Here is a 26,644-nt window from a genome sequence, read left to right on the forward strand (position 1 = left end):
TCTTTTATTTAAAATGCTAATTTATTATTTACTTGGGCTATCAACGTATCAACTGCTGCTGCAGATATGTTTAAAATCGGTTTTGGATAAACCCCAATAACGATAATCAAAGCACATATTATCCCCATTACCAAAACCTCTGTTCCTTTAATATCTTTAAATGATGAAGTTAATTCGTTCAATTCGCCTTGCATTACATGCTTGTACATCCTCAACATATAAACAGCCCCGAAAATAATGGTTAAGCCAGCAATGGCGGCAAACCAAATCTGATACTGGTAAACTGCATTTAGTAGTAAAAACTCTCCGATAAAACCATTGGTTAAAGGCAGGGCAACCGTTCCTAAAATCACGATCAATAAAGCGATGGCAAATTTTGGGGCTATTTTGGCGATCCCGCCCATTAGTGAAGAATCTTGCGTATTTAATCTATTGATGATGATATCCATGGCAAAGAATAAACCTACTACATTGATACCATGATTTAACATCTGGATCATTGCTCCCTGCACACCTGCGGCATTCCATGCAAAAATACCCGCAGCGATCAAACCAACGTGGGCAATGGAAGAGTAAGCAACCAAACGCTTAATTTCTTTTTGCTTAAAAGCGATGATGGAAGCGTAAACAATCCCGATGATGGATAAGATGATGGCTAGTTGTTTCCACTCCATAAAACCGATCGGAACGATTGGGATTAACCATCTGATTACGCCATAAATTCCCATTTTTAACATGATGCCCGCCAAAAGCATAGTTCCCATTGTGGGGGCAGTGGTATAAGTATCTGGCTGCCAAGTATGGAAAGGGAAAATGGGCATTTTTATCGCAAAAGCGATAAAGAAACACCAAAACAACCATGCCTGACTTGCAGCATCTAAATTTAACGAGTAAAAAGCGTCGATATCATAGGTGTTTCCTGGGGTTTGTAAATGCAAATAGATAATGCCTAAAAGCATAAACAAAGAACCTGCAAAAGTGTAGATGAAAAATTTCATGTTTACACGGATACGATCTGCGCCTCCCCAAATGGCACAAATAAAATATATAGGGATGAGGGCAATTTCCCAGCCTACATAAAATAAAAACCCGTCTAGCGCTGTAAATACGATCAGCAAACCAAATTGCATAAAAAGCACCAAAGCATATAGTGCAGAAGAATTATTGAAATTTCTGTTGAAAGACGAAAGAATGATCAAAGGAATTAAGCCTGTGGTTAAAAGTACCATGATCATGCTAATGCCATCGATACCTGCTTTAAAATGAATCCCAAATTGCGAAATCCAAGGATAATCTACCACAAACTGACGACTGGCATCTGGTGTAAAATTGCATAAAAGTACTATTGCAGAAGCTAAAGTAATTAAAGAGCTAACCAAAGCAATTTGCTTAGCCGCTCTATTATTTAGCAAACAGGCTAATGAACCAACTAAAGGAAAAAACAATAAGAATAACAAATTCATCTATCTCTATTAATTCAGAACATTAAAACTTTAAAAAACTGTATAGCAACAACACTACAACCCCAATTACCATGGCAAAAATATAGAAACCTACGTTTCCGGTTTGTAATAACCTAAGCCCTTTACTCGCTTCTATAGAACCTTTTCCTAAACCGTTTACAACGCCATCAATGCCGGATTTTTCTATGATCCTAAAGAAAAAGCCAGATATTGCATCTAAAGGCTTTTGGATAATTGCCGCATAAAACTCATCAAAATAAAATTTGTTGTAAGATATTTTGGCTAAAGCCGAGCGGGGCTGGCTATCCATAACTGGCACATGGCTGTTTTTAATATATTTGATGTAGGCATAAATAATTGCAGCAACAACGCCTCCAACAGAAATGATCATTAATGTCCATTCTGTTGAATGGCTTAAAGCCAACTCAGACATTCTTGTTCCCGATCCCTCAAACACGGGTGCTAAATAACCTGCCAACCAATGTGATCCGCCAAAAATTTCTGGTACTCCAATAAATCCGCCAATAACAGAGAGTACCGCTAAAACGATCAAAGGGATGGTCATAGAAAGTGGTGATTCATGCAAGTGGCTTTTTTGTTCTTCGCTTCCGCGGAAATTGCCCCAAAAAGTCAGAAACATCATCCTAAACATATAGAAAGCAGTTAACATCGCACCCAAAACTCCAATAATCCAAAGGATTTTGTTATGCTCGTAAACGTGAGCTAAAATTTCATCTTTAGAAAAGAAACCTGCAAAAGGAGGCAAACCAGAGATAGCCAAAGTTCCCATCAACATGGTAAAAAATGTAATGGGTAATTTCCTTTTTAAGCCCCCCATTTTACGCATATCCTGCTCGTCACTCATGGCATGGATTACAGAGCCTGCCCCTAAGAACAATAACGCTTTAAAGAAAGCATGGGTTAAAACATGGAAGAAAGCCCCCGTATATGCCCCAACGCCTAAACCTAAAAACATATACCCCAATTGGGATACCGTAGAATAGGCCAATACTTTTTTAATATCTGTTTGGGTTATCGCAATAATGGCTGCAATAATGGCCGTTGCCAATCCTATCACGGCAATAATGCTCATGGTTACTGGAGAAAGCGTAAACAAAATATTTGATCTGGCGATCATGTAAATACCTGCCGTTACCATGGTTGCAGCATGGATCAATGCAGAAACCGGTGTTGGGCCCGCCATTGCATCGGGCAACCAAGTAAATAATGGCAACTGTGCAGATTTACCTGTGGCACCTATAAACAGCAAAATGGTAATCAAAGTTAAGGTTGCATCGCCAGAAATCATGGATTGTGCCTTGGGGAAAATCTCGGCAAATGAAACGCTCCCAAAGGTTGCGATGATCAAAAACACACCGATTAAGAACCCTAAGTCTCCAATCCTGTTCATGATGAAAGCTTTTTTGGCAGCATCGGCGAAAGCACCATTTGTGAACCAAAAGCCTATGAGTAAATAAGAACATAAACCAACGCCTTCCCATCCTATAAACATGATGACATAGTTTGATCCTAAAACCAACAGCAACATGAAGAAAACAAAGAGGTTTAAGTAGGAAAAGAATTTCCCAAAACCTGCATCGTGGCTCATATAGCCGGTAGAATAGATATGTATCAAGGACCCAATTCCGGTAATGATCAACAGCATCAAAATGCTCAGTTGGTCTATCTGGAAAGAAAAAGGGATGTCTATACCGCCAACCTTTATCCAATCAAAAAAATCGATAACGATAGGCGTTGCGCTATCAAATTGAAAAAAAATGCCTAAACTTATTGCAAAAGAAGCGATTACGGCCAAACTTGCCACCGTACCGATAACCGCTTTAGGGAACAGATTTCTGCCCAGACCGCAAATCAAGAATCCGATAAAAGGGAATAAAGGGATTAACCAAACTAAATCTATCATCAAGCTTTATAAAAAATTACCACTTTAACCTGTTCAAAATATTTATATCTATTGAGCTGGTATTTCTATACACCATCACAATAATTGCCAAACCCACGGCAACTTCGGCGGCGGCCAAAGCCATAATAAAAAACACGAAAACTTGCCCCGAAGCGTCTCCGCTATATGCAGAAAAAGCCGCCAATAACAAGTTTACGGAGTTCAACATCAGTTCTATCGACATAAAAATGATGATTGCATTTCTTCTGATCAAAACGCCAATTACGCCTATTGTAAAAATAATGGCGCATAATAAAATGTAATGATTAAGTGGAACTACTTGAATTGTTGCGCTGATATTATCCATTTTGAGTTCTTTTATCTTTTTTAGCTAATAAAACTGCCCCAACCATTGCAGAAAGCAACAATAGAGAAGAAAGTTCAAAGGGTAACAGGAACTCGCTAAAAAGAACCCTCCCTAAATTTGCTACTAAGCCAATATTAGAGTTTGGTAATTGGCTTACCGCCGATGTTTGCAAAGCCTTGATAGAACCTACCAAGGTAACCAATAAAGTACCCCCTGCTATTACCCCGATTATTTTTACCAAATTAGATTTAACAGGCTCTGTTTCTTTGTTTAAGTTCATCAACATTAACACAAATAGAAAAAGCACCATAATTGCACCCATATAAACGATAAAGTTTACCACCGCCAAAAATTGGGCGTTAAGCAAAATATATTGTATGGTAAAAGTGAAAAAAGTTGCGATAAGATATAACACGCTATATACTGGGTTTTTAGTGAAGATCACTAAAAGCGAGAACAGTATAGAAAGAAATGCAACAAAGTAAAATAAACTCATATTGTTTGCTATGCAAAACCTTTTTTAAATGTTTGCGCAAAGGTAAAATTTTTGCTCAAAATATATTAATAAATACCAATTCTAAACGGTTGCTCCTTTTAGGGCTTCCAATTCTTTAATTGGCATTTCTACCAATTTATCTTTCCCGTAAATAAAATCCTTGCGTAAATAATCTGCAGGCACAATTGGGCCATCTAAATAAATGGCTTCCTTGGGGCAGGCCTCTTCACATAAACCGCAAAAAATGCAACGTAACATATTTATCTCATAAACGGCGGCGTATTTCTCTTCCCTGTATAAATGTTCTTCCCCTTTTTCACGTTCGGCAGAAATCATGGTAATGGCTTCTGCAGGGCAAGATAATGCGCATAAACCGCAAGCTGTACAACGTTCTCTTCCCTCTTCATCACGTTTTAAAGAGTGCATCCCCCTCCAGTTTTCAGAAAACTCACGCTCTTGTTCTGGATAATGAATGGTTTCCTTCTTTTTGAACATGTGCATAAAAGTAATGCCCATTCCTTTGAGGATGGCAGGCAAATACATCCGCTCCCAAAAATTCATCGGTTTTTGCTCTAATACTTTTTTCCTACCGCTTAATGATTCCATAATCACTTAATTATTTAGTCTCCTCCGCTTTTGTCACATTGAGCGAAGTCGAAATGTATTTTTATTGGTCTCCTCCGCTTTTGTCACATTGAGTGGAGTCGAAATGTCAATAGCGAGTGGAGGCTTCAGCTCAGCCTGACACTATAATTTATCTACTACGGTAATTACTATTGCTGTAATTACGATGTTGGCAATTGCCAACGGAATTAAAACTTTCCATCCTAGATCCATCAATTGATCATAACGGAAACGTGGAACCGTCCAACGTACCCACATAAAGAAAAAGATGAATGCAATAATCTTCATAAACATTACCACAATACCAATAACCGGCCCCCAGGTTGCTCCCAATGCACTATTTACAGCATCCATTCCTGGGTAATTATATCCGCCAAAATAAAGCGTTGCCATTACCGCTGAAGAAACAAACATATTGATATATTCTGCAAACATATATGCTCCCATCTTAAAGCCAGAATATTCTGTGTTATAGCCACCAATCAATTCGGTCTCGCACTCTGGTAAATCAAAAGGTACACGGTTGGTTTCTGCAAATGCACAAACTAAAAATATGATAAACCCTAAAGGTTGATAAATGATATTCCAATGCCAGCCATGTTGCTGTTCTGCAATTTCTTTGAAGCTTAAAGTATTGGTAACCAATAATAATGCAATTATTGAAAGCCCCATTGCAATTTCATAACTAATATTTTGAGAAGCCCCACGGATAGCGCCCATTAAAGAATACTTATTGTTAGAAGCCCAACCACCGATCATGATCCCATACACTCCCAAAGACACTACCCCGAAAATATACAAGATACCCACGTTAATATCGGTAACCTGTAATGGCACAACCCTACCAAAAAGTTCTATATTTTGTCCGAAAGGAATAACCGCCGTACCTAAAAAAGAAACCAATAATGCCAACGAAGGACCGGCTATAAATAACCATTTATTAGATCCGCTTGGAATAATCTCTTCTTTAAAAAACATTTTACCCCCATCGGCCAAAGGCTGCAATAAACCAAAAATACCGGCTCTATTTGGCCCAACGCGATCTTGCAACCATGCCGCAACTTTACGTTCTGCCCAAGTAGAATAAGCTGCGATACTTAATGTAAGCACAAAAAGTATGGTTACTAAAATTAATTTTTCAATTATAAATGCTAGTTCCATTAAAATTTAGTTGCCCTTTCAAATTGTTCTTTATTCGCTTCCATTAGCTCCAAGTTTTTCTTTACCACTTGTGCCGGTTGTAATTTATCGTAATGATTAGAATTGATAACCGATTGACGAGAAACATTTCTTGGCCCTTCGATTACCCAATCATTTGTGGCTTTTTTATCAAAACGGCAAGTGTTACAGATGAACTCTTCCACTTCGCCAAACTCATCTTTTCTTGCGGTAACCCTCAAAACTTCTTCGCCTTTATACCAAAGCGTTACTTTTCCGCTGCAAGTAGGGCAATTTCTATGCGCTTCAACCGGTTTTGTAAACCAAACCCTGTTTTTAAACCTAAAAGTTTTATCTGTTAATGCACCAACTGGGCACACATCAATCACATTTCCAGAGAAATCGTTATCAATCGCTTTTTCTATATAGGTAGAGATTTCTGCATGGTCGCCACGTCCTAAAATACCATGCACACGCTTTTCTGTAATCTGATCGGCCACAAAAACACAACGATAGCATAAAATACAACGCGTCATGTGCAATTGTACTTTATCGCCGATATCTATTTTTTGGAAAGTTCTACGATCAAACTCATAACGGGTAGCTTCTGCGCCATGTTCATAACCTAAATCTTGTAAATGGCACTCGCCCGCTTGATCGCAAATTGGGCAATCTAATGGGTGATTGATCAATAACATTTCTACCACGCCTTTTCTTGCTTCAACAACTTCTGGCGAGGTAATATTTTGCACTTCCATCCCATCCATCACATTTGTACGGCAACTAGCCACTAATTTAGGCATCGGGCGAGGGTCTTTTTCAGAACCTTTGCTCACTTTTACCAAACAAGTACGGCATTTGCCGCCGCTACCTTGCAACTTGGAGTAATAGCACATGGCTGGAGGCACAATGTCTCCACCAATCTGACGAGCAGCGTTCAGAATACTTGTCCCCGCTTCTACTTCCGTTGGGATTCCGTCTATTGTTACTTTAAATTTATCAGCCAATTTTAAATTTTTAAACTGTTTGATTCGCAACCCTTGGGTTGTTTGTTTATTTATTAAGACAACCCAAGGGTTGTTTATTCTTTTTTTTAAGACAACCCGTGGGTTGTTTATTCTTTTAATGGCAACCCGTGGGTTATTTACTTTTTTAAGGCAACCCGAGGGTTGCATCAACAATGCTTTTTGGGCGTTTAAGCGGTACGCCAGCTGGCGGATATATCTTTTTTGTCTTATTCTTCGACTCCCTCTTCGACTCCGCTCAGAATGACAAATCTCAGAACAACAAAAAAGCCTGCCCGAATTACAGGCGGGGGATGTCGCTTCAATCCCTAAAGCAAATTCTCTTTCTGTTCCGTCCCGTCATGTCGAAGATAGGAGACATCTCACTTGCTGAGTAGCTATTTCACATGACTACTTTTAGGATGTGATGCTTCAACTCCGCTAAGCATGACGAACGAATAATTTCAATTCCTTTTCAATATTTAGTTGCCACATTGCGTGGCTACAATTTGTGTGATACCCGCCCGTCAAATCGGACAGGTCTGGTTGCCTCGACACTACGATGTATTTCAGGCTCCTTCCATTTCAACTTAACAAATCTTATTGTTAGGTTGAGCGGGGAGGAAGCCTAAGCTTCTACTGCCGCAATCGGCGGCAACGGATCGGCGTAATGTGCCAAACCATAATTTTGTTTTTGTGATAATTCTGGATTATTCACGTACCATTCAAACTCATCCCTAAAATGACGGATTGCACTTGCAACAGGCCAAGCAGCAGCATCGCCCAAAGGGCAAATGGTATTTCCTTCTATTTTCTTAGAAACATCAACCAATAAGTCCATATCGGTCATTTTCCCTTTTCCGTTTACCAAACGATGCAAAACTTTTTCCATCCATCCGGTTCCTTCCCGACAAGGAGAACATTGTCCGCAAGATTCGTGTGAATAGAAACGGGCAAAATTCCAAGTATTTCTTACTATAGATTGATCTTCGTCTAAAACTACAAAACCTCCAGAACCTAGCATCGTTCCGGTAGCAAAACCACCTTCTGACAATGATTCATAAGTCATCAGGCGTTTCTCGCCATTTGCCAAATTCACTATTAAGTTTGCTGGTAAAATTGGCACCGAAGAACCCCCAGCAACTACGGCTTTTAATCTTTTTCCGTTTGCAATCCCGCCGCAATATTCATCAGAGTAAATAAAATCTTCCACGGTAATCCCTAGTTCAATTTCATAAACCCCTGGTTTATTGATATTACCAGAAGCAGAAATCAATTTGGTTCCTGTAGAACGACCAATTCCAATCTTCGCATATTCTTCGCCACCCATATTCACGATTGGAACAACCGCAGCAATAGATTCTACATTGTTAACTACGGTTGGGCAACCGTATAAACCAGCAATTGCAGGGAAAGGAGGTTTAATTCTTGGGTTTCCCCTCTTGCCTTCTAAAGATTCTAGCAAAGCGGTTTCTTCACCACAAATGTATGCACCGCCACCAGGCTGAACGTAAAGTTCTAAATCGTACCCGCTTCCCAATATATTTTTACCTAAAAACCCTGCTTCTTTAGCTTCGGCAATTGCCTTTTCTAAAATACGGATTTGAGGCATCATTTCTCCCCTGACGTAAATGTAACTTGTATTTGCCCCTAGCGCAAAGCTAGAAACAATCATTCCCTCAATTAGAGCATGAGGGATATGTGTCATTAAATAACGGTCTTTAAAAGTTCCTGGCTCAGACTCATCTGCATTGCAAACCAAATAACGGGCAACGCCTTCTGGTTTTGCCAAAAAGCTCCACTTCATCCCGGTAGGAAAACCTGCGCCACCACGCCCACGCAAACCAGATTTCTTCACTTCTTCTACCAAATCATCTGTTGACATGGTTTTGATAGCTTTCTCAACAGCCTTATAGCCGCCTTTTTCACGGTAAACCTTTAAGGTGTTGATGCCCGGTACGTTAATATGTTCTAATAATAATTTGCGACCCATGTTTATTAGATTTGAGATTTGAGTATTGAGTATTGAGACCTTTTACAGTCGCAAAATCTTAACTCATCATCTACTTTCTTTTTTTAGATATAAGAAGTGAGTATTGAGAATTGCGACCATTATATTCCGCTCTTCCAAATCTTCCTTCGTTTTACCTTATTATTTATTTTTTAGATTTGAGATGTTAGTATTGAGTAATGAGACCTAATAAGTCCGCTCATCTAAATCTCCTTTTCTATTTCTTAAAATATCTTCTTTTTACTAGTACAACTTTTTAAACCCTTTGCAAGACTCCCAATACTCAAATCTCACTACTCAATACTACCTATTCTTCAACTCTTCAATCAACCTATCCACCGATTCTGTGGTCAAATTCTCGTAAAAAGTATATTCTGGCCCAATTTGTAAAACCGGTGCATAACCGCAAGCCGCTAAACACTCTACCCCACGATAGCTAAATAAGCCATCAGTAGTAATTTCGCCTTCTTTAACACCTAATTTTTCGCCTATGTAATCCATTATTTTTTCGGCACCAACTAAACAACAAGGCCCTGTTCTACAAACCTCTAAAACATATTTGCCTTGGGGTCTCAAGAAATACATGGAATAAAAAGTAGCTACTTCATAAACTTCAATGGATTGTAGGTCTAAAAAATCGGCAACTTTATCCATAGCTTCGGGGCTTACCCATCCATAAACCGCTTGTACTTCATGCAAAATCGGCAGTAAAGCAGATTTTTGTTTTCCCTCGGGATAACGACCGACAATTTCGCCCATTTTGTTTAACAAATCGGCAGAAAAAGTTATTTCTTGTTTTTCTATTTCTGTTACGCTAAGCATCTAATTCTCCTGCTATAATGTTCAAACTAGACATATTGATAATTGCATCAGACAACAACATTCCACGGCTCATTGGTGCATACATTTGGTAATTGATAAAACTTGGCCTGCGGAAGTGCAAACGATATGGCGTTCTGCCGCCATCGTTAACCAAATAAAAACCTAATTCTCCGTTACCACCCTCAACCGCATGATAAACCTCGGTTTTTGGGGTGTCTACTTCGCCCATCACAATTTTAAAGTGATAGATCAAAGCTTCCATATTGTTGTAAACCTTTTCTTTTGGGGGCAAATAGAATTCTGGAACATCGGCATGGAAAATCCCTTTCGGTTCTTTTTTTAATTTCTCCATAGCTTGCTCAATAATCCTTAAGCTTTGCCACATTTCTTCGTTACGAAGAATAAAGCGATCATAAACATCGCCGGTTGTACCTACCGGGATCTCAAAATCAAAATCTTGGTAAGAAGAGTAAGGCTCGTTTGCCCTTACGTCATAATCTACGCCTGTTGCCCTTAAGATTGGCCCGCTCCAACTGTAATTTAATGCGGTTTCTGGATCAACGGCACCAACGCCTGATGTGCGTTCTATAAAAATCCGGTTTCTATTAAATAATGCTTCAAATTCTTTTAAAACAGGGGGGAATTTTGCTAAAAACTTTTCGATTTTGGCAAAGGCTATATCGTTAAAATCACGTTCAAAACCTCCAATTCTACCAATATTGGTTGTTAATCTTGCGCCGCAAATCTCTTCAAAAATCTCGTAGATATGCTCACGCTCTTCCATCAAATAAAGGAACCCAGAAAATGCACCGGTATCAACGCCTAAGATTCCATTGCAAATCAGATGGTCTGTAATACGGCTCAACTCCATTACAATAACCCTCAGGTAATCTACACGCTTAGGCATCTCTATACCCAAAAGTTTTTCTACCGTCATGTGCCAGCCCATGTTATTGATCGGCGATGAGCAATAGTTCATTCTATCTGTAAGCGTTGTGATTTGATAAAACGGACGGTGTTCTGCGATTTTTTCAAAAGCCCTATGGATATACCCAATGGTAGAAACACCGCTTACAATGCGCTCGCCATCCATTTGCAAAACATTTTGGAAAACCCCGTGTGTTGCAGGATGCGTTGGCCCCAAGTTTAATGTCGATAAATCTCCTTGAGGATCATTATCATTATAAACCGGTCTGTTTGGCGTTGTTTCTGTTATAAAATTGCTCATTAAATTGTCTTAACGTCCAAAGAAATAATCTTTTTTATCTACTCTGTTTGGGTCTTCTAACTGGTATTCTCTTCTCATCGGGAAAACCGTCATGTTATCTACATTTAAAATCCTTACCAAATTCGGATGACCTACAAAGTTGATCCCGAAGAAATCAAAGGTTTCGCGCTCCATCCAATTTGCGCCTTCCCAAAGTGTGGTAGCGGTGGGGATTGCCGGGTTTGAGGTAGGGATAAAAACTTTTACCCTTATCCTAACATTATTGGTTAAACTATGTAAATGATAAACTACGCCCAGCGCATCTTTTTTTTCTGGATAGTGAACCGCAGTAATATCTGTTAGATAATTAAATTTAAGCTCTGTATCTGATTTTAAAAACGTTAACACTTCTGAAATTATGTTAACGGAAGTTTCAAACGTTAACAAACCAAAAGGTTCTGAGGGTGCGGTAATTTGTTCGCCAAATTTGGCAATTAATTTATCCTTTATTTCTTGATTAGCCATCTTTCCCATTACTGGATACCGTATTTTGCTAATAATGCTGTATATTCTGGAGAATCTCTTCTTCTTAAAGATTCGCTTCTTACCAGATCTTGTATTTTGTTAAATCCGTTGATGATAGCTTCTGGGCGGGGCGGACAGCCCGGCACATAAACATCTACAGGTATAATCTCATCAATGCCTTGTAAAACAGAATAAGTATCAAAAATACCACCGCTACTTGCGCAGGCACCAACGGCAATTACCCAACGTGGCTCGGCCATTTGGATATAAACCTGCTTTAAAACAGGAGCCATCTTTTTGGCGATAGTTCCCATTACCATCAGTAAATCTGCCTGGCGAGGAGAAAATGATGGCCGCTCTGAACCAAAACGAGAAAAATCATAATGAGAGCCCATTGTGGCCATAAACTCGATACCGCAACAAGAAGTTGCAAAAGGTAAAGGCCATAAAGAATTTGCCCTTGCCATCCCTATCACTTTATCTAAGGAGGTGGCAAAAAAACCAGATCCTTCTACACCGGCCGGAGCCTCAACTAAATTAATATCACTCATAAATGTAATCTCCTTTTATAGTATAACTTAAAAGGTGTTTTGATGTTTTATTTATGCCTCAAATTTATCAAGATTTACATTGATTTGAGGAACTGCTTCTTATTTATAACTATTCTATTTTAATCCCACTCTAGGGCTTTTTTCTTTACTACATAAATGAAACCCAAAAGCAAGGTTCCCATAAAAATGAACATCTCTATTAAGCCGTTTAAGCCAAATTCGCGGAAGTTTACCGCCCAAGGGTACATAAAGATTACCTCCACATCAAACAAAACGAAGATAATGGCCACTACAAAATATTTTATGGAGAAAGGCTGACGGGCATTACCAATTACTTCTATACCAGACTCAAAAGCGGTTAATTTTACATCGGTGGTTTTGCGTTTTGGCCCAATTAAATGGGTTAAAACCATGGTAAAGGCAACAAAGCCTAAGGCCACAACCAATTGCAAAATGATGGGTAAATAATTAATTGGGGTACTAACTGTTTCCATGCTTTTGATTAAAGGTGCAAATATAGTGTAAACGGTACAATAAGAAAAATTTAAAGGAACAGTTTTGTTGAGATTGTTTTTGCCGATGATTAACGAATGAGGCTAAAGGGGTTGATTTTTTGGGTACACCAAGTTTAAACGAACAGCGTTTTTATTTGAATAGGAGTTTAACCCCCGGACCCGGAGGTCTCGGAATATATAAGGGTTAAGTTGATCAAATGGTTTTTTTGCGTAAGGGATGTAAGTGACATCCCCGCCTGTAATTCGGGAAGACTTTTTTGTCATCCAGAGATTTGTCAATCTGAGCGGAGTCGAAGAGGGAGTCGAAGGATAAGCAAAAAAGACATATCCGCCAGCTGGCGAACCGCCCGAACGCCCAAATCAATATTTATAAATTCTTATTTCAATTTACTTAATGCTTCTCTTAATTGAGGGATTTTATTTTTGATGTCTTCTGCTGAACAAGCACCAACCGATGCCCTATACCAACACATATCTTCTGTACCGAATGCAGAAAATGGAACCAATGCAATATTCGCTTCTTTAATAAGGTAGAAATTTAACTTCGCTGGCGTGTCTAATAATTCTCCATCTGCTGTTGTTTTGCCAACATAGTCAATTTTTATGGTCAAATAAATTGCGCCCATTGGCTCGATTGCTTCAATAGCGAAACCTTCTCTTTTTAAATCGATTAAACCGTTATATAAGGTGTCTAAACTGTTTTTAATGGTTTCTTTAAAGTTGCCCAAATACTTGCTAACCGCTTGGTTATCTTTTAAGAACACACCTGTTGCAACTTGCTCTGCCTTTGGTGCCCATGCACCCATGTGCCCAACAATTCCTTTCATTTTAGCGATTATTTCTGCGGGAGCAAAGCCCCAGCCAACCCTTACGCCCGTTGCGGCAAAACATTTAGATGCGCCATCAATAAAAATAATGTAATCCCTGATTTCTGGCACCAATGTTACCGGGTTTACATGTTGATGGTTGCCAAAAGTTAGTTGCGAATAAATTTGATCGTAAAGTATATATAAAGGTTTTTCATCTGCTTTGCGAGATTGGTTTTCTGCCAAAACGGCTTCGCAAATCTCTTTTAAATCTTCGGCGGTAAATAAAGTACCGGTTGGATTTAACGGTGAGCATAAAGCCAATAAAGTTGCGCCTTTTAGATGTGGTTTTAAATCGGCAGCAGTGGGCATAAAATTATGCGCCGGCAAAGTTGGAACTGCAACACCATTGGCGCTTAATAAATGTGCGTAGTGATTATTGTTCCAAGATGGGGCGGGATAAACCACTTTGTCGCCTTTATCTACCAAAGCCAAATATGTAGCGTAAATTAAAGGGCGTGAACCGCCCGATATTAAAATCTCTGATTTTGGATCATAATCTAAACCTTGGTGTTGCTTTATAAATTCTGAAACACTGTTACGAAGGCTTGCAACGCCATCTGCAGTAGGATAATTTGTTTGACGATTTGCATAAGCCTCTACGATACAATCCTCTAGTTTTTGAGGGATTGGGAAAAGTTGAGGGTCAAAATCGCCTATGGTTAAGTTGGCTATCTCTATACCTTTAGCTTTCATTTCGTTTACTTCGCCGGCTATTTTTATAATTTCTGAGCTTTGTAAGGTTTGTGCTAATGCAGATACTTTCATGTTTTATTATTTATTTGGATGCAAAGGTAAATAAATAGAATGAGGGATTGAATTAATGAGCGATTGCTAAAAAATGCTTCTTATATAAGATTAAAGCGTTTTTTGCCGAGATTTTTTATATAATTTAACCGCACTCATGATTATCAAGGCAAAAACGATCAGACCTGCCAAGCCATAGATCCAATCGATGGCATTTTTTAGGATTACCGTAAAAACAATGGCAACTAAGAATATGGTGGCCAACTCGTTCCAAAAGCGAAGTTGAGTGCTCGTCATCCAAAATTTACCCCTTTTTAGTTGAGTGATGATATTTCCGCAAATGATATGATACACTAGCAATCCTGCAACAAAAGCTAACTTTACCCACATCCAATCGGTTTCTAACAATAGCGGGTTGAGATAAAGCATGGTTAAGCCTGCGCCAACTGCAAGCAACATGGCGGGCGTGGTGATGATATGCCAAAGCTTTGCTTCCATCACTATAAATTGCTTTTGTAGGATGCTCTTTTCTGGCTCGGGTTTCTGGTTTGCTTCGGTGTGATATATAAACAAACGCACAATATAAAACAGCCCGGCCATCCAACTGACAACAAAGATGATATGAATGGCGAGAATGTATCTGTACATTATAGTTTGTTGATTATTTGTATTCAGTTTTTGTGCTGATTCTTAATTTTAGCCAGTAATCGGTTCTTGAGTTGGTTTTTTGTAATCAATATTCTGTTATCTTTTTTAGTTTAATTGTGATGTATAGTTAGCTAAGTATTTTGATTATCAGATTACAGCTAATAAATTTACAAGCAACCGAACACCGAAAACAACTCGCCGTTAAACAAGAAAAATCCGATTACAACCAATACTTCTTAAAAAAGAACAGATTACCGAATACAACTTAATATAAAGCATCACTAATACCTAAACTCCTTAACCACATCAATCGCATATTTCACGTTATCGAAAGGAATATCTGGCATAATACCATGGCCCAAATTAAATATAAAACCTTCTTCGCCACGCATTTTTTCAAATAAACGATGAATTCTATCTTTAATTACCTGTTTTTCTGCGTATAAAATATGTGGATCTAAATTACCTTGTACTGCCATACCGGCGGGTAAAATTTGTTTGATGTTTTTTAAATCGGCATTCCAATCTATAGAAACCACATCTGGTTTTGCTTGTGCCATTAAAGGTGCAAAAACAGAACTTCCTTTGCAAAAAGAGATAACAGGAATATCTTTCCTGTTTAATTTAGAGATGATTTCTTTGTTGTAATTATGAGAAAATTCTATGTAATCATCCCAACTTAAAGCCAATGCCCAACTATCAAAAAGTTGTACCGCATTAACACCGGCAGCAATCTGTAAGTTAAGATAATCAATGGTAACCTTTGCAATTTTGCTTAAAAGTTTGTGTGCTAATTCTGGCTGGTTATGGATAAAAAGTTTGGTCAGTTTAAAATCTTTAGAGGAACCGCCCTCAATCAAATAACTCATTACTGTAAAAGGTGCGCCCGCAAAACCGATTAATGGGATTGCACCATTTAACCGTTGCTGAATAATTTTTATGGCATCGGCAACATATCGCAAATTATCGCCTACATCTGTTTGTAAATTCTCGATGTCTTGCGCGTTTCTTACCGGGTTGGAAAACTTGGGGCCAACACCTTGGATAAAATCCAGATCGCCACCCATGGCTTCGCCGGTTACCAAAATATCGCAAAAAAGAATGGCGGCATCAATCCCTAATAAATCAACAGGCAACATGGTAACATCTGCGGCAATTTCTGGTGTTTTACACATCTCCAAAAAAGAATATTTGTTCTTTATCTCCCAATATTGGGGCATAAAACGTCCTGCTTGCCTCATCATCCAAACCGGTGGGCGTTCTGTTTTTTCTGAAAATGCTGCTTTTAAAAATAAGGAATCCATCATTTGATCTTGCGTAATTCTTTTTCTATTTTACTTAAAATACTTTTATATTTAGCCGTTAAGGGCAATTTTTCAGCTTGGTTTATCCAAACCATACCTTTTTCCCTATCCTGTTTTCTTAGGCTGATATTTGCCAAGTGCATCAATGCAACACCCAAATCATTAGCCCTTAAACCACCAATGGCAGCTTGCCCCAAATTTAGTTCGGCATTTTCATAATCCAGTCGGTTTATTGCAATACTTCCCAAAAGAAAATAGTAATAGGGTTTTTTTCTTTTATTAAGATGTGTGGGATTTTTAATGGATAATAAAAGCTCCAAAGATTTTTGGTAATTTTTTAATTTGAACTGCTTGGCCGCTAAAACCAAAGGTCCTTCTTTATAATAACCCCAAACTACAACGCCTACAAACATTAGGCTTAAAGCGGAAATCTCGTAAACTTTAAAAAATGCAGCCAATCCCGCTACCAAAAACAGGGCAACGCAAACTAAGATTCTAGCTTGATTTGTAAACATTAATTTTAAGGGTTAGAAAAGTGTTTTTAATACAGTTGATTTTTGCGTTAACGATTGAAGCGACATCCTTTTTTTCTTTTTCTGAAAAAAAGATATAGCGGAAAGCGTGTTAAAACGCCCAAGTAAATATTTCACGATCAAACCCTCTTATTAAAAAAACCTCTAATCCTAAATTTTAAAAATCTTTAATCAATGACCGTCGGTAAATTTATAACCTACACCGCGGATAGAATGGAAATATATCGGGTTTTTTTGATCTGGCTCAAAGTATTTCCTAAACGTAAGGATAAAGTTATCAATGGTTCTTGTGGATGGGTAAACGTCATAGTTCCAAACGGTTTCCAAGATTTGCTCACGAGAAACCGCTTCATTTTTACGCTCTATCAAAAGCTTCAAGAGCATGGTTTCTTTTTTGGTTAAAGCGGTAATGGTTCCATCATCGTTCTTCAATTCAAAAGAATTAAAGTAAATGGTTTTATCGCCAATTTTATAAGAATTGATTTCTTTAAGATCATCTCCTTTCATGCTTCTTTTAATGAGGTTGTTAACCCTTAAAATCAATTCTTCCAGATTAAACGGTTTGGTCAAATAATCATCGGCTCCTTTTTTAAGCCCTGTAATTCTGTCTTCTGATGTATTTTTGGCAGTTAAAAACATGATGGGCACCTCACTGTTTTCTAAACGGATGGTTTCTGCCACTTGGAAACCGTCGATTTCTGGTACCATCACATCTAAAATGATGAGGTTAAATTTCTCCTCTTTATAAACTTTTAGGGCTTTTTTACCATCGGTAACGGCCCTCACAAAAAAACCTTCCATTTCTAGGTTTAATTTAATGGCCTCAAGAAGATGTTCTTCATCTTCCATCAATAAAATTCTTTGCTTTACAGACATATTTTTTTTCTTTAATTAAAAGAAACTTCAAAAACCGTTCCTCTTGGTTGGTTATTCTTAACTTTTATTTGCGCTTGATGATGGTCAAGCACTTGTTTAACAATGAATAAACCCAAACCGGTGCCTTTAGTTTTGCGGGTTTCTTCGCTACCTACTCTATAAAATTTATTAAATATCTTGCTTTTTTCATCATCAGAGATCCCTATGCCTAAATCTGCTACCTTAAAGCATACTTTCCCATTTTCTTTTTGATGCAAATCTATATGTACCGGCACACATTCTGGCGAGTATTTAACGGCGTTTTCTATCAAATTGGTAATAACAGAAGCCATGGCAAATTGGTCTCCAGATATGTAAACATCGGCGTCTATGGAAGTAATGATCGCTTCTTTGCTGCAAACATGAATTTGCAAACGAGAAACAATTTGTTCTACCAGATCTGAAAGATTGAGTTTTTCTTTTGGGAATGAGTAAGATTTATTTTCGATTTTGGTTGCCAACAGCATATTCTCTACCAAATCGTTCAACCGCTCTATATCCAATAAAGATTTACCTATAAAATTCTTTTGCTGCTCTCTATCCAATTCTCTTTTATGGATGGTTTGCAAATAAAGTTTTATGGATGCCAAAGGCGATTTCAACTCGTGGGTTACAGAAAGCAAAAAGTTTTTCTGTTGATCGTTGATTCTTTTTTCCCTATTGATAGCCCTGTGCAATTTATACATGCCAAAACCCATCAAAGAAACAAACACAAAGCCTTCCCCAAAAACCATGCTTCTTCTCTCTGGATTGAGTTCTATCAAAAGCGTAGCCCACCAAAAAAGTTGGGCAAAAACGTAGCAAACCAATGCGTAAAATATGGTAATGGGTTTAAATGACATTTTATTTATTTCTAAAAACTATATCTAAACATTCAAATATAGCTCTTTTGGCTTTCTCTAGATCTATCTTAGAATGTGCCGCAGAAACGAAACCAACTTCATAACCAGATGGACCCAAATAAACCCCTCTATTTAGTAGCTCTCTGTGCATCATCTTAAATTTTTCCATGCTTGCGGGATCAATTGCTTCTGATGTTTGTATTTTTTCTAGATCTGTAAAAGCAAACCAGAAAATAGACCCTATCCGAAAAACCTTAAATTTATAGTTTTTAGAACTCGCATAACGCTGTATGGCATTTGTGAAATCTTCGGTTTTGGTGTTTAGCTCTTTGTAAAAACCAGATTTTGCCAATTCTGTGAGTTGTGCAATCCCACCAGCCATGGCAACCGGATTACCGGATAATGTGCCGGCTTGGTAAACACTGCCTTCTGGTGAGATATTGGCCATAATTGCTGCCGAAGCGCCATAAGCACCAACTGGCAAACCCCCGCCAATAATTTTACCGTAGGTAATAATATCTGGTTTAATATCATAATAACCCGCAGCGCCATCAAAACCTACCCTAAAGCCAGAGATTACCTCATCAAAAATCAACAGCGATTTGTTCTCATCACAGATTTCCCTTAAATATTGTAAAAAATCTTTATCCTGTAAAAGCAAGCCGTTATTTGCGGGTACAGGCTCAATGATTATACAGGCAACTTGATCTTTAAATTGTTCAAAAGCTGCTTTAACAGCCGCTTTATCGTTCAATGAAATAACAATGGTTTCATCGGCGAAAGCTTTTGGAATACCAGCGGAAGAAGTTTCTCCAAAAGTAACCAAGCCAGAACCCGCTTTTACCAAAAGTGCATCGCTATGGCCATGGTAACAACCTTCAAATTTGATGATCTTATCTTTTTTAGTAACTCCACGGGCCAAACGAATTGCCGACATTACCGCTTCTGTACCAGAACTTGTAAAGCGTATTTTTTCTATGTATTTGTTGTTTTTTACAATGAGTTCTGCAAGGTCGCTTTCTAAAGCCGTGGGTGCGCCAAATGTCATCCCGTTTTGCATTACCTCTATTACTTTTTCTTTTATTTTAGGATGGTTATGCCCCAATATCAATGGCCCCCAAGAGCAGCAGAAATCTATAAATTCGTTTCCATCGGCATCCCATAAACGGCAGCCATCGCCTTTTTCTATAAATAGCGGTGTGCCATAAACAGATTTAAAAGCCCTTACCGGCGAGTTTACCCCACCTGGGAAATATTGCTTCGCTTTTTTATACAATTCAGCAGATTTCTCTCTCGAAATGTCGGGTTTATCGCCGTAAGGCAATTGATTTTCTTCTTTTGGGTTGAATATGTTTTTAATAGAATCGAACATTTTTTTAAGATTTAGATCTTAACCTTTTATTATTTTTAAATCGTTAGTATTTAAGACGTTTTTAAAGTTTAACTTTTTGAGACCACTATAAAGAACTTTGTCTCCAGTCCATAAATCTGCTTTTAAATGGATTGTTAACGCAACAAAATCTATATCAAACGGATCTATTTTGTTCACTAGATTTTCAGCTTGAACCCAAGTCTCATTTGATATTAATTCTTCGTTAATAAATCTAAGTTTCAATAGAATTTTTGATAAGGCAAGTTGAAGATTTTCTTCACTTAGATTGGAAATTTTTTTAAGCTTTTCCCAATGTCTAACAATCTCAACCCTCATGTAGGTCGTACTAAAAAATTCAAATCGATTGCTTGAATCTAAAAAAATCTCGCCGATGGAGCTTTGAGAATTGATAAGTAGGCTAAAAACAACGTTAGTATCTACTACTATCTTCATTTATTAAAACGATGTTTATTATCTGCCCACCAACTAGATTTTGCTTCCTTTGCCAGAGCATCCACATCAGCTTGGGTTGCCTTAGATTTAGAAGTAGCTTCTCTATAAGTTAAATAATCTATAAAATCTTGCAATCCTTCCACATCATCTTCCGCCGGAATACGGATAATAACCTCGTCTTTAGTTCTCTCTATAACCATAATCTAAAATTTATAATTGCTAATTTAATAAATTATATTTCAACGGATTGTAAGGTTTTATATCCACTTATTTTCCAATACTTCTTTAGCGTGATAGGTCAAAATCACGTCGGCACCGGCTCTTTTAATGCACATTAATTTCTCTGCGATTGCCCTATTATCCAACCAGCCCTTTTCAATTGCGGCTTTAACCATGGCGTACTCGCCACTTACATTATATGCGGCAATGGGTAAATCGAAATTATCTTTTAATAATTTGATGATGTCTAAATAGGTAGTGGCGGGTTTTACCATCAAAAAATCGGCTCCTTCTTGCACATCTAAAGCGGCTTCAATTAAAGCTTCTCTTTGGTTGGCGGGGTTCATTTGATAGGTTTTCTTATCGCCAAATTTGGGAGCCGAATTTAGTGCATCTCTAAAAGGACCGTAAAAAGCACTTGCATATTTTGCGGTGTAAGACATGATAGAAACATTGCTAAACCCGTTTTGGTCCAATGCCTCACGGATATACCCAACCCTGCCATCCATCATATCTGAAGGGGCAATGATATCTGCACCCGCTTTTGCTTGCGCTACCGACATATCAGCCAAAATTTTTAACGTTTTATCGTTCACGATTTCCCCGTTTTCTACCAAACCATCATGCCCATCAGAACTGTATGGATCCATGGCAACGTCGGTAACTATGCAGGCCTCGGGGAAATTTTGCTTTACCGCTTTAATTGCCCTTAAATATAAACCTTTCTCATTTACGCTTTCGGATGCCGTTTTATCTTTCAAACTTTCCTCTAAATTTGGGAAGAGGTCAAAAGATTTTAAACCCAACTTTAGGCAACTTTCTACTTCAAGCAATAAATTATCAATAGAATATCTAAAAATACCGGGCATAGAAGCCACTTCTGTTTTTTGTTTATTTCCATCGATGATGAACAAAGGGAAAATAAAATCTGAAGCATGAAGATGGTTTTCTTGCACCATTTCCCTAATTACCTCTGATTTTCTATTTCTTCTTGGTCTTTGTAGCATTTTTATTTTTTTAAAGATTTTGGGCGTTTTAACACTCCGCCAGCTGGAGGATATATCTTTTTTGCAACATATTTTGTTGATTATTTAGGCAAAAAAAGCTTTCCCGCATTACAGGCGGGAATGCCGTTTCTATCGTTAACGCAAATAATCCATAGGGTAAAACTTTCATTCCTTTTTTTGTCTTTATTCTTTATTCTTTCATCTTGGATCTACAAAACGTCAATCCCAAAAACAACTTCTGCCAAGCCAATTTCATCGGGCGAAGCGGGTAAAATATATTTCACGCCCATTTCTTCAAACTTTTTACCGGTAGATTTACCAATGGCAACCACTTGCTGATTGGGTTCTAACAGATTTTCTTCAAAATAAGCCTCTACGTTAGATGGGCTGGTAAAAACCAAAACATCGGCATAGGTTTGGGCAACGTTCTCTTCTAAAATGGTTTCGTAGATCACTACTTCTATGATCTTGGTATCCTTAGCTAATTCTTTTTGGATACTTCTTAGAGAATCTTTTGCTAAGGGGAATAAAATGGTTTGTCCGTTTGCTATTTGGGCAAATTCTTTTGAGATTTCTTCCGTATCGCTACTCTCGCCAATAAAATCAACCTTTTTACCACGCTGTTTTAAAGCCTCTTCCGATCCTCTGCCAACCACACCAAATTTGATGCCTTTTGGTAAAAGCGGGTTTAGCTCAAAAAAGTATTCTATGCCGTTTTTGCTGCTAAAGAAAATCCAATCTACTTGTTTAAAAATATAAGAATCTAGCTTATGTATTGTTGGTACGGTTCTGATCAAAGAGCGATCTTCTATTTTTATTTTGTGTTTTTCTAATGCCTTTCTAAAATAGCTATGCTCGCTCAATTCTCTAGAAATAAAAACCGTTTTTGGCAATTTTCTGTTTGCTAAATCAAATTTTGAAACTATTTTCTCTGCCAAACCTTCAGTTGTGTTTGAGGTGAGGTATAATCTATCCGGAAATTCATCCTGATCAATTGATTTGGTTGTCCAGGCATGAAAAATACCTTCTTCGTCTTTTTCACAAAAGCAACCCAATGGCATGTGGCAGCCCCCATCAAATAAGTTTAAGACTTTACGCTCTACCCCAATTTTTTCTGCTACTTCCTTATCGTTTAAATTTTGAAGTATATCAAACAATTCTTTGTCGTTTTCTCTAATTTGGATTGCCAAAACCCCTTGTGCAGGGGAAGGGACCATTTCTGCGGTTGGTTCTATCTCTTCTACGTAAAACTCAGAAAGGTCTATCTTTAATCTTTCTGCACCTGCCTTCGCCATAATAATGGCATCATAATCTTCGTCCCTTAGTTTTTGGATGCGGGTTGGTACATTTCCCCTCAAGTTTTCGAACTCCAAATCGGGGCGTATGGCGTGTAATTGAGATTGCCTTCTGTTAGATGATGTGCCCACGATACCATTATGCTTAACAGATAGTTTTTTTGAGGCATCTACACAATCTTTAAGGATCAAAATGATTTCTGATGGATTTTCCCTTCCGGATACGGCTGCTATTACCAAACCTTCCGGATTTTTTGTGGGTAAATCTTTATGCGAATGAACGGCCAGATCTATACTGCCATCTAACAATTGCTCTTCTAACTCTTTGGTAAAAAAGCCTTTGCCTTCTAGTTTATCTAAACGGAGGTTTAAAATATTGTCTCCTTGGGTTTTGATAACTTTAAGTTGGGCGTTTATGTTTATCTTCGCCAATGCTGCCTTTACAAAGTTTGCTTGCCATAAAGCCAGATCGCTTCCTCTTGTACCAATGGTAATTGTTCTTTCCAATTTTATCTGATTATAAGCACAAAAATAAAATTTAGGAAATGGATTATCGCTTTTACATCGTTTTAATTGTATCTATTGACAATTTAGTTACTTAATTTTTTTAATAGGTAGATGTTTTAAGGTTTGAGGAGAAATAAAACAGAATTATTTATGATTCTTATCTACTGATCAAGGGCAAATATTTTTTTCTGTTTTCTATCATGATCCATACTAAAATGGCTCCCAAAATTATTGCGATTGGCAAACCGCTACTATCTTGATAAATATTGGTTAAAAATATGCCAACCATTATTGGGAAAATTATCAATGCTCCCAAGGCCCTTGTTCTAGGAATAATGATCAAAAAGCCGCCAATAATTTCAGCAATTCCCACTAAAGGCAAAATCCAACCAATTTCCATAAAAGCCCCCATCGCTTTCATCATTTTTTCTGGCAGATTTTTTGGCATCGGCATATAATTAAAGAACTTATTTAGCCCTGCATTGATAAACATTAGCCCAAATAAAAAGGAGAGTACAAATAAAATTTTTGTTTTGATCGAAGTTTTCATGTTTTTTAATTTTTAGGTTTAAAAATATAATTGTTTCTTGTTTTTTAATTTAATGGATTCCAATATTAAATTTTATTGTGTTCATTATCAAATAATTGTATAGATCTATTGAAATTGTAAACCTTAGTATCGTCAATTGTTATCACATCTTTTTATTTGTGCTTTTTGATGGGTGCATTTAGATCATTTATTAAATAAAGACTCATGAGACTTTTTTGTTGAATTGCTGCTTTAAAAGCAGCTTTTTCCAAAGCCTAAACATTGATCTAACAATTTCTTATAATTTATGAATAAAAGCTGCCTATCTATTTGGGCAAAAGCCAATCTAAGTTTAATTATTAACTGCTTTATTTCTAAAAATCAAAAATATTTTGGCCGCTAGCTTAAAATGTTTAATGGAAATTTACGATGTTCATAAACTGATTTGTTTAGGTTTAGCACTTCTTTAAGTGCTATTTAAAAATTTGATTTCTTACCCTAAGGTAAATCTTTTTTAAAAATTTAAAAAAATTTCATGGCAGATTTATGCCTTTGTTAAAATGGCGAATTAAGCTGTTTAACACAAAAATTGATTTGTTTAAAGTTTGGCCTTATTAAAAAATAATGGATAAGTTTCTATAGATAAGAATTTGGTTGCCTAATTTTTGGCGCATCACCGCAACAATCATTATTTGATCTTAGCGGTAAATTAATTTATTTTCTGGGTTTTAACTATTAGGTACGGAAACGCTAGCTTTTGGTTGGGCTTGTAAAAATAGCAAGAGAATCTACTATCTAGAAGAATATTTAAGCCCCTAAATAAAAATCATAACCTGTTGTTATCGATGTTTAATAAGCCTTTTTTTAAGGTAAATACAACGTATTCGCGTTTTCTGTTTAGGCGATGTTGCAAATGATCGATAAGTTTTTCTTCTTGGCCGGCCTCAAACATCAAATCATCGTCTGATAAGTGGTTATATTTTCTTTTCAGCTTTATTTTTAACCTATCCCAGTTTTGGTTACTGATGCTAATTTCTGCCATGGTAATTATTTGCCGTAAAAATAATACATAGATTGCGATTAGAAAAATTTAAGCGATTTTAATTTCCTTGTTTTTCTGCGAACAACTTTTGGGTATAAGCCAACAAATCTTGCCCGCCAAATTTACCATGACCGGGAATTACAACGTTTGGCTTCAGCAATTTCACTTTTTTTATCGTATTTGCCCATTGGGTAGTATCGGCATCTGCCAAATTCCCTTTATTAGCACCAATTGCTTTTACCATGCACCCGCCAAAAAGTGTTTTTTTTGATGGGATATAGCTTACTATATTATCTTGTGTATGTGCAGGGCCCAAATAATAGTTTTTTACTTTTATAGATCCAACCCTAAGATTTAATTTTTTATCGAAACCATTCTGTGGTACTTCATAACCGTTAGCTTTAGCTAATAAAATTGTTCTTTGATTAGCATAAGATGGGATATTTTGTGAGTGAAGAACTTTTAATCCCCCCAAACAATCCTCATGAAAATGATTGATGACCATCCCTATAATTTTTGCGTGAAGGCTATCTGTTACCAAGCGAATGAGTTCTTTGGATGCAGGTTCATTTGCGGGGGTATCAAAAATAATCGCATCTGCTTTGCTTATAACAACCATCCCATTGCATGATACCTTACCATAATCCTTGGTCTCTAAAAATGATTCATGTATGTAAACACCTTTGGAGATTTGTTTTAAGTTTACTGTTTTATCTTGTGCATCAACAAAGCTGATGAGCGTGACATAAGCACCCAAAAAACCGAAGATAAATTTATTTAACATAAGTTTCGGGATCAATGGCTTTGGGTGTCCAAGACTGTAAAAACTCTGAGACCAGTTTTTCGCTATGCCCGCCCTTTCCGTCTTCTAAATAAGCAGAGTTTTGGGTATTCAAGCGCTTCCCATGAGCATCTAAAATTACAAAAACCGGGAAACCAAACCGTTGAGGATAGCCCAAGCTCGCCAAAACATCTTCATTTTTATTCTCTTTGCTGTAATTTACATGAACTACCACATAATTATCATCCATCAACTTGGTAAGTTCTGGTGTTTCTGTAACCAATTTATTAAACCTTAAACACCATACGCACCAATTACCGCCAACTTGGATAAACACGTTCTTACCCTCTTTTTTTGCTTGTAAAACAGCATTTGCGATTTCCTTTTTCGCATCGGCTTCTGGGTGGTATAAAGTTGGTTTTGCAGCTTGGGCTTGCGCCATTAATGCCGTTGTAGAAACGGTAAATAATAAAGCGATGATGATTTGTTTTATTTTCATGATAAAATATTGTTAATCAAATATGGGGATTTATTGCCTGTTTTTGGTAATTGCGAAGTAAGAATTGTATTGCTTGTTCAAGATTTGATATTCCAAAGTGGAATATCAAGTTGTGATATCCAATTCTAGTTTAATAAACTATGCTAAACCCAAGACTCTGGTTTTCTAATGATAAAACCTTTAGGTGTTTGAATTTCGTAAGGCAAAAGGCTATCCTTAAAACGCTTCTCATAATGCTCGAGATGAATTACTGCCTCGGCATGTTTTGTTAAATCTGCAGAATTTCTTTTTGGCGGAAAGTGACAATAAATTTTATGTTCGCTGTTCAATTCTCTAATTAATTCAAGTTGCTAGTTAATTGCTTTGCTTAATTGCAAACCAAAAACAAACAGGGTTAATTTTATTAGAAATCCCTCTAACGTTACTGCGTGTATTGTTC

28 protein-coding genes are annotated in these 26,644 nt (G+C 37.3%); all 28 read right to left on the reverse strand.

What is annotated here, in order from left to right; translation table 11 throughout:
- Window positions 1-8 precede the first annotated feature (8 nt).
- Window positions 9-1,463 carry a complex I subunit 4 family protein gene (locus tag I5M32_RS04840; RefSeq protein ID WP_200585058.1) on the reverse strand — a complete coding sequence of 485 codons (1,455 nt, stop codon included), beginning with the start codon at window positions 1,461-1,463 and terminating at the stop codon, window positions 9-11.
- A gap of 22 nt (window positions 1,464-1,485) precedes the next feature.
- Window positions 1,486-3,387, reverse strand: a complete 1,902-nt coding sequence (nuoL, locus tag I5M32_RS04845; protein WP_200585059.1) for an NADH-quinone oxidoreductase subunit L — start codon at window positions 3,385-3,387, stop codon at window positions 1,486-1,488.
- A 16-nt stretch (window positions 3,388-3,403) separates the two neighbouring features.
- Window positions 3,404-3,733: an NADH-quinone oxidoreductase subunit NuoK gene (gene nuoK, locus I5M32_RS04850; protein WP_200585060.1), complete on the reverse strand. Its 330-nt coding sequence runs from the start codon at window positions 3,731-3,733 to the stop codon at window positions 3,404-3,406.
- Window positions 3,726-4,229 (reverse strand): NADH-quinone oxidoreductase subunit J family protein, encoded by a 504-nt coding sequence (locus tag I5M32_RS04855; RefSeq protein WP_200585061.1) that lies wholly within the window; start codon window positions 4,227-4,229, stop codon window positions 3,726-3,728. The genes nuoK and I5M32_RS04855 overlap by 8 nt, the downstream gene beginning before the upstream one ends.
- Before the next feature lie 81 nt (window positions 4,230-4,310).
- Window positions 4,311-4,835 carry a NuoI/complex I 23 kDa subunit family protein gene (locus I5M32_RS04860; RefSeq protein WP_200585062.1) on the reverse strand — a complete coding sequence of 175 codons (525 nt, stop codon included), beginning with the start codon at window positions 4,833-4,835 and terminating at the stop codon, window positions 4,311-4,313.
- 141 nt (window positions 4,836-4,976) lie between these two features.
- Window positions 4,977-6,014, reverse strand: a complete 1,038-nt coding sequence (gene nuoH / locus I5M32_RS04865; protein WP_200585063.1) for an NADH-quinone oxidoreductase subunit NuoH — start codon at window positions 6,012-6,014, stop codon at window positions 4,977-4,979.
- Entirely contained in the window at window positions 6,014-7,018 is a 1,005-nt protein-coding gene (locus I5M32_RS04870) for a 2Fe-2S iron-sulfur cluster-binding protein (RefSeq protein WP_200585064.1), read from the reverse strand. The genes nuoH and I5M32_RS04870 overlap by 1 nt, the downstream gene beginning before the upstream one ends.
- A gap of 625 nt (window positions 7,019-7,643) precedes the next feature.
- A complete protein-coding gene (gene nuoF / locus I5M32_RS04875; RefSeq protein ID WP_200585065.1) occupies window positions 7,644-9,008 on the reverse strand; it encodes an NADH-quinone oxidoreductase subunit NuoF in 1,365 nt (454 codons plus the stop codon).
- A 321-nt stretch (window positions 9,009-9,329) separates the two neighbouring features.
- Window positions 9,330-9,848, reverse strand: a complete 519-nt coding sequence (locus tag I5M32_RS04880; RefSeq protein ID WP_200585066.1) for an NADH-quinone oxidoreductase subunit NuoE family protein — start codon at window positions 9,846-9,848, stop codon at window positions 9,330-9,332.
- The gene (locus tag I5M32_RS04885) at window positions 9,841-11,076 is read right to left on the reverse strand and encodes an NADH-quinone oxidoreductase subunit D (protein ID WP_200585067.1); all 1,236 of its coding nucleotides are present in this window, start codon (window positions 11,074-11,076) and stop codon (window positions 9,841-9,843) included. Before I5M32_RS04885 ends, I5M32_RS04880 begins: the two co-directional genes overlap by 8 nt.
- A 9-nt stretch (window positions 11,077-11,085) precedes the next feature.
- The gene (locus tag I5M32_RS04890; protein ID WP_200585068.1) at window positions 11,086-11,589 is read right to left on the reverse strand and encodes an NADH-quinone oxidoreductase subunit C; all 504 of its coding nucleotides are present in this window, start codon (window positions 11,587-11,589) and stop codon (window positions 11,086-11,088) included.
- On the reverse strand, window positions 11,589-12,131 hold the full coding sequence (locus I5M32_RS04895; protein ID WP_200585069.1) for an NADH-quinone oxidoreductase subunit B: 543 nt from the start codon (window positions 12,129-12,131) through the stop codon (window positions 11,589-11,591). The genes I5M32_RS04890 and I5M32_RS04895 overlap by 1 nt, the downstream gene beginning before the upstream one ends.
- A gap of 119 nt (window positions 12,132-12,250) precedes the next feature.
- Window positions 12,251-12,625 carry an NADH-quinone oxidoreductase subunit A gene (locus I5M32_RS04900; RefSeq protein WP_200585070.1) on the reverse strand — a complete coding sequence of 125 codons (375 nt, stop codon included), beginning with the start codon at window positions 12,623-12,625 and terminating at the stop codon, window positions 12,251-12,253.
- Between the two features lie 398 nt (window positions 12,626-13,023).
- Complete coding sequence (locus tag I5M32_RS04905; RefSeq protein WP_200585071.1) at window positions 13,024-14,280, reverse strand: pyridoxal phosphate-dependent aminotransferase; 1,257 nt, start codon at window positions 14,278-14,280, stop codon at window positions 13,024-13,026.
- Window positions 14,281-14,370: 90 nt separating this feature from the next.
- A complete protein-coding gene (locus I5M32_RS04910) occupies window positions 14,371-14,907 on the reverse strand; it encodes a CopD family protein (protein ID WP_200585072.1) in 537 nt (178 codons plus the stop codon).
- A 281-nt stretch (window positions 14,908-15,188) separates the two neighbouring features.
- Window positions 15,189-16,214 carry a uroporphyrinogen decarboxylase gene (gene hemE, locus I5M32_RS04915; RefSeq protein ID WP_200585073.1) on the reverse strand — a complete coding sequence of 342 codons (1,026 nt, stop codon included), beginning with the start codon at window positions 16,212-16,214 and terminating at the stop codon, window positions 15,189-15,191.
- The gene (locus I5M32_RS04920) at window positions 16,211-16,726 is read right to left on the reverse strand and encodes a tetratricopeptide repeat protein (protein WP_200585074.1); all 516 of its coding nucleotides are present in this window, start codon (window positions 16,724-16,726) and stop codon (window positions 16,211-16,213) included. The genes hemE and I5M32_RS04920 overlap by 4 nt, the downstream gene beginning before the upstream one ends.
- Window positions 16,727-16,915: 189 nt before the next feature.
- Window positions 16,916-17,620, reverse strand: a complete 705-nt coding sequence (locus tag I5M32_RS04925; protein ID WP_200585075.1) for a response regulator transcription factor — start codon at window positions 17,618-17,620, stop codon at window positions 16,916-16,918.
- An 11-nt stretch (window positions 17,621-17,631) separates the two neighbouring features.
- Window positions 17,632-18,501: a sensor histidine kinase gene (locus I5M32_RS04930; RefSeq protein ID WP_200585076.1), complete on the reverse strand. Its 870-nt coding sequence runs from the start codon at window positions 18,499-18,501 to the stop codon at window positions 17,632-17,634.
- Window position 18,502: 1 nt separating this feature from the next.
- On the reverse strand, window positions 18,503-19,873 hold the full coding sequence (hemL, locus tag I5M32_RS04935; RefSeq protein ID WP_200585077.1) for a glutamate-1-semialdehyde 2,1-aminomutase: 1,371 nt from the start codon (window positions 19,871-19,873) through the stop codon (window positions 18,503-18,505).
- Window positions 19,874-19,891: 18 nt separating this feature from the next.
- Window positions 19,892-20,326 (reverse strand): PIN domain-containing protein, encoded by a 435-nt coding sequence (locus I5M32_RS04940; RefSeq protein WP_200585078.1) that lies wholly within the window; start codon window positions 20,324-20,326, stop codon window positions 19,892-19,894.
- Window positions 20,323-20,526 carry a hypothetical protein gene (locus tag I5M32_RS04945; protein WP_200585079.1) on the reverse strand — a complete coding sequence of 68 codons (204 nt, stop codon included), beginning with the start codon at window positions 20,524-20,526 and terminating at the stop codon, window positions 20,323-20,325. Before I5M32_RS04945 ends, I5M32_RS04940 begins: the two co-directional genes overlap by 4 nt.
- A gap of 57 nt (window positions 20,527-20,583) precedes the next feature.
- Window positions 20,584-21,552 carry a porphobilinogen synthase gene (gene hemB / locus I5M32_RS04950; RefSeq protein ID WP_200585080.1) on the reverse strand — a complete coding sequence of 323 codons (969 nt, stop codon included), beginning with the start codon at window positions 21,550-21,552 and terminating at the stop codon, window positions 20,584-20,586.
- Window positions 21,553-21,761: 209 nt separating this feature from the next.
- The gene (gene hemC, locus I5M32_RS04955) at window positions 21,762-23,354 is read right to left on the reverse strand and encodes a hydroxymethylbilane synthase (RefSeq protein ID WP_200585081.1); all 1,593 of its coding nucleotides are present in this window, start codon (window positions 23,352-23,354) and stop codon (window positions 21,762-21,764) included.
- 157 nt (window positions 23,355-23,511) lie between these two features.
- Entirely contained in the window at window positions 23,512-23,904 is a 393-nt protein-coding gene (locus I5M32_RS04960) for a DoxX family protein (RefSeq protein WP_200585082.1), read from the reverse strand.
- An 805-nt stretch (window positions 23,905-24,709) separates the two neighbouring features.
- The gene (locus tag I5M32_RS04965; RefSeq protein ID WP_200585083.1) at window positions 24,710-24,925 is read right to left on the reverse strand and encodes a CsbD family protein; all 216 of its coding nucleotides are present in this window, start codon (window positions 24,923-24,925) and stop codon (window positions 24,710-24,712) included.
- Window positions 24,926-24,983: 58 nt separating this feature from the next.
- Entirely contained in the window at window positions 24,984-25,709 is a 726-nt protein-coding gene (bla, locus tag I5M32_RS04970; RefSeq protein ID WP_200585084.1) for a subclass B1 metallo-beta-lactamase, read from the reverse strand.
- Window positions 25,699-26,205, reverse strand: coding sequence for a thioredoxin family protein (locus I5M32_RS04975; RefSeq protein ID WP_200585085.1), 507 nt, complete (start codon window positions 26,203-26,205; stop codon window positions 25,699-25,701). The genes bla and I5M32_RS04975 overlap by 11 nt, the downstream gene beginning before the upstream one ends.
- Window positions 26,206-26,644: the final 439 nt, after the last annotated feature.

This window comes from Pedobacter segetis, from assembly GCF_016623585.1.
In the GTDB taxonomy this organism is placed as follows: Bacteria; Bacteroidota; Bacteroidia; order Sphingobacteriales; family Sphingobacteriaceae; genus Pseudopedobacter; species Pseudopedobacter segetis.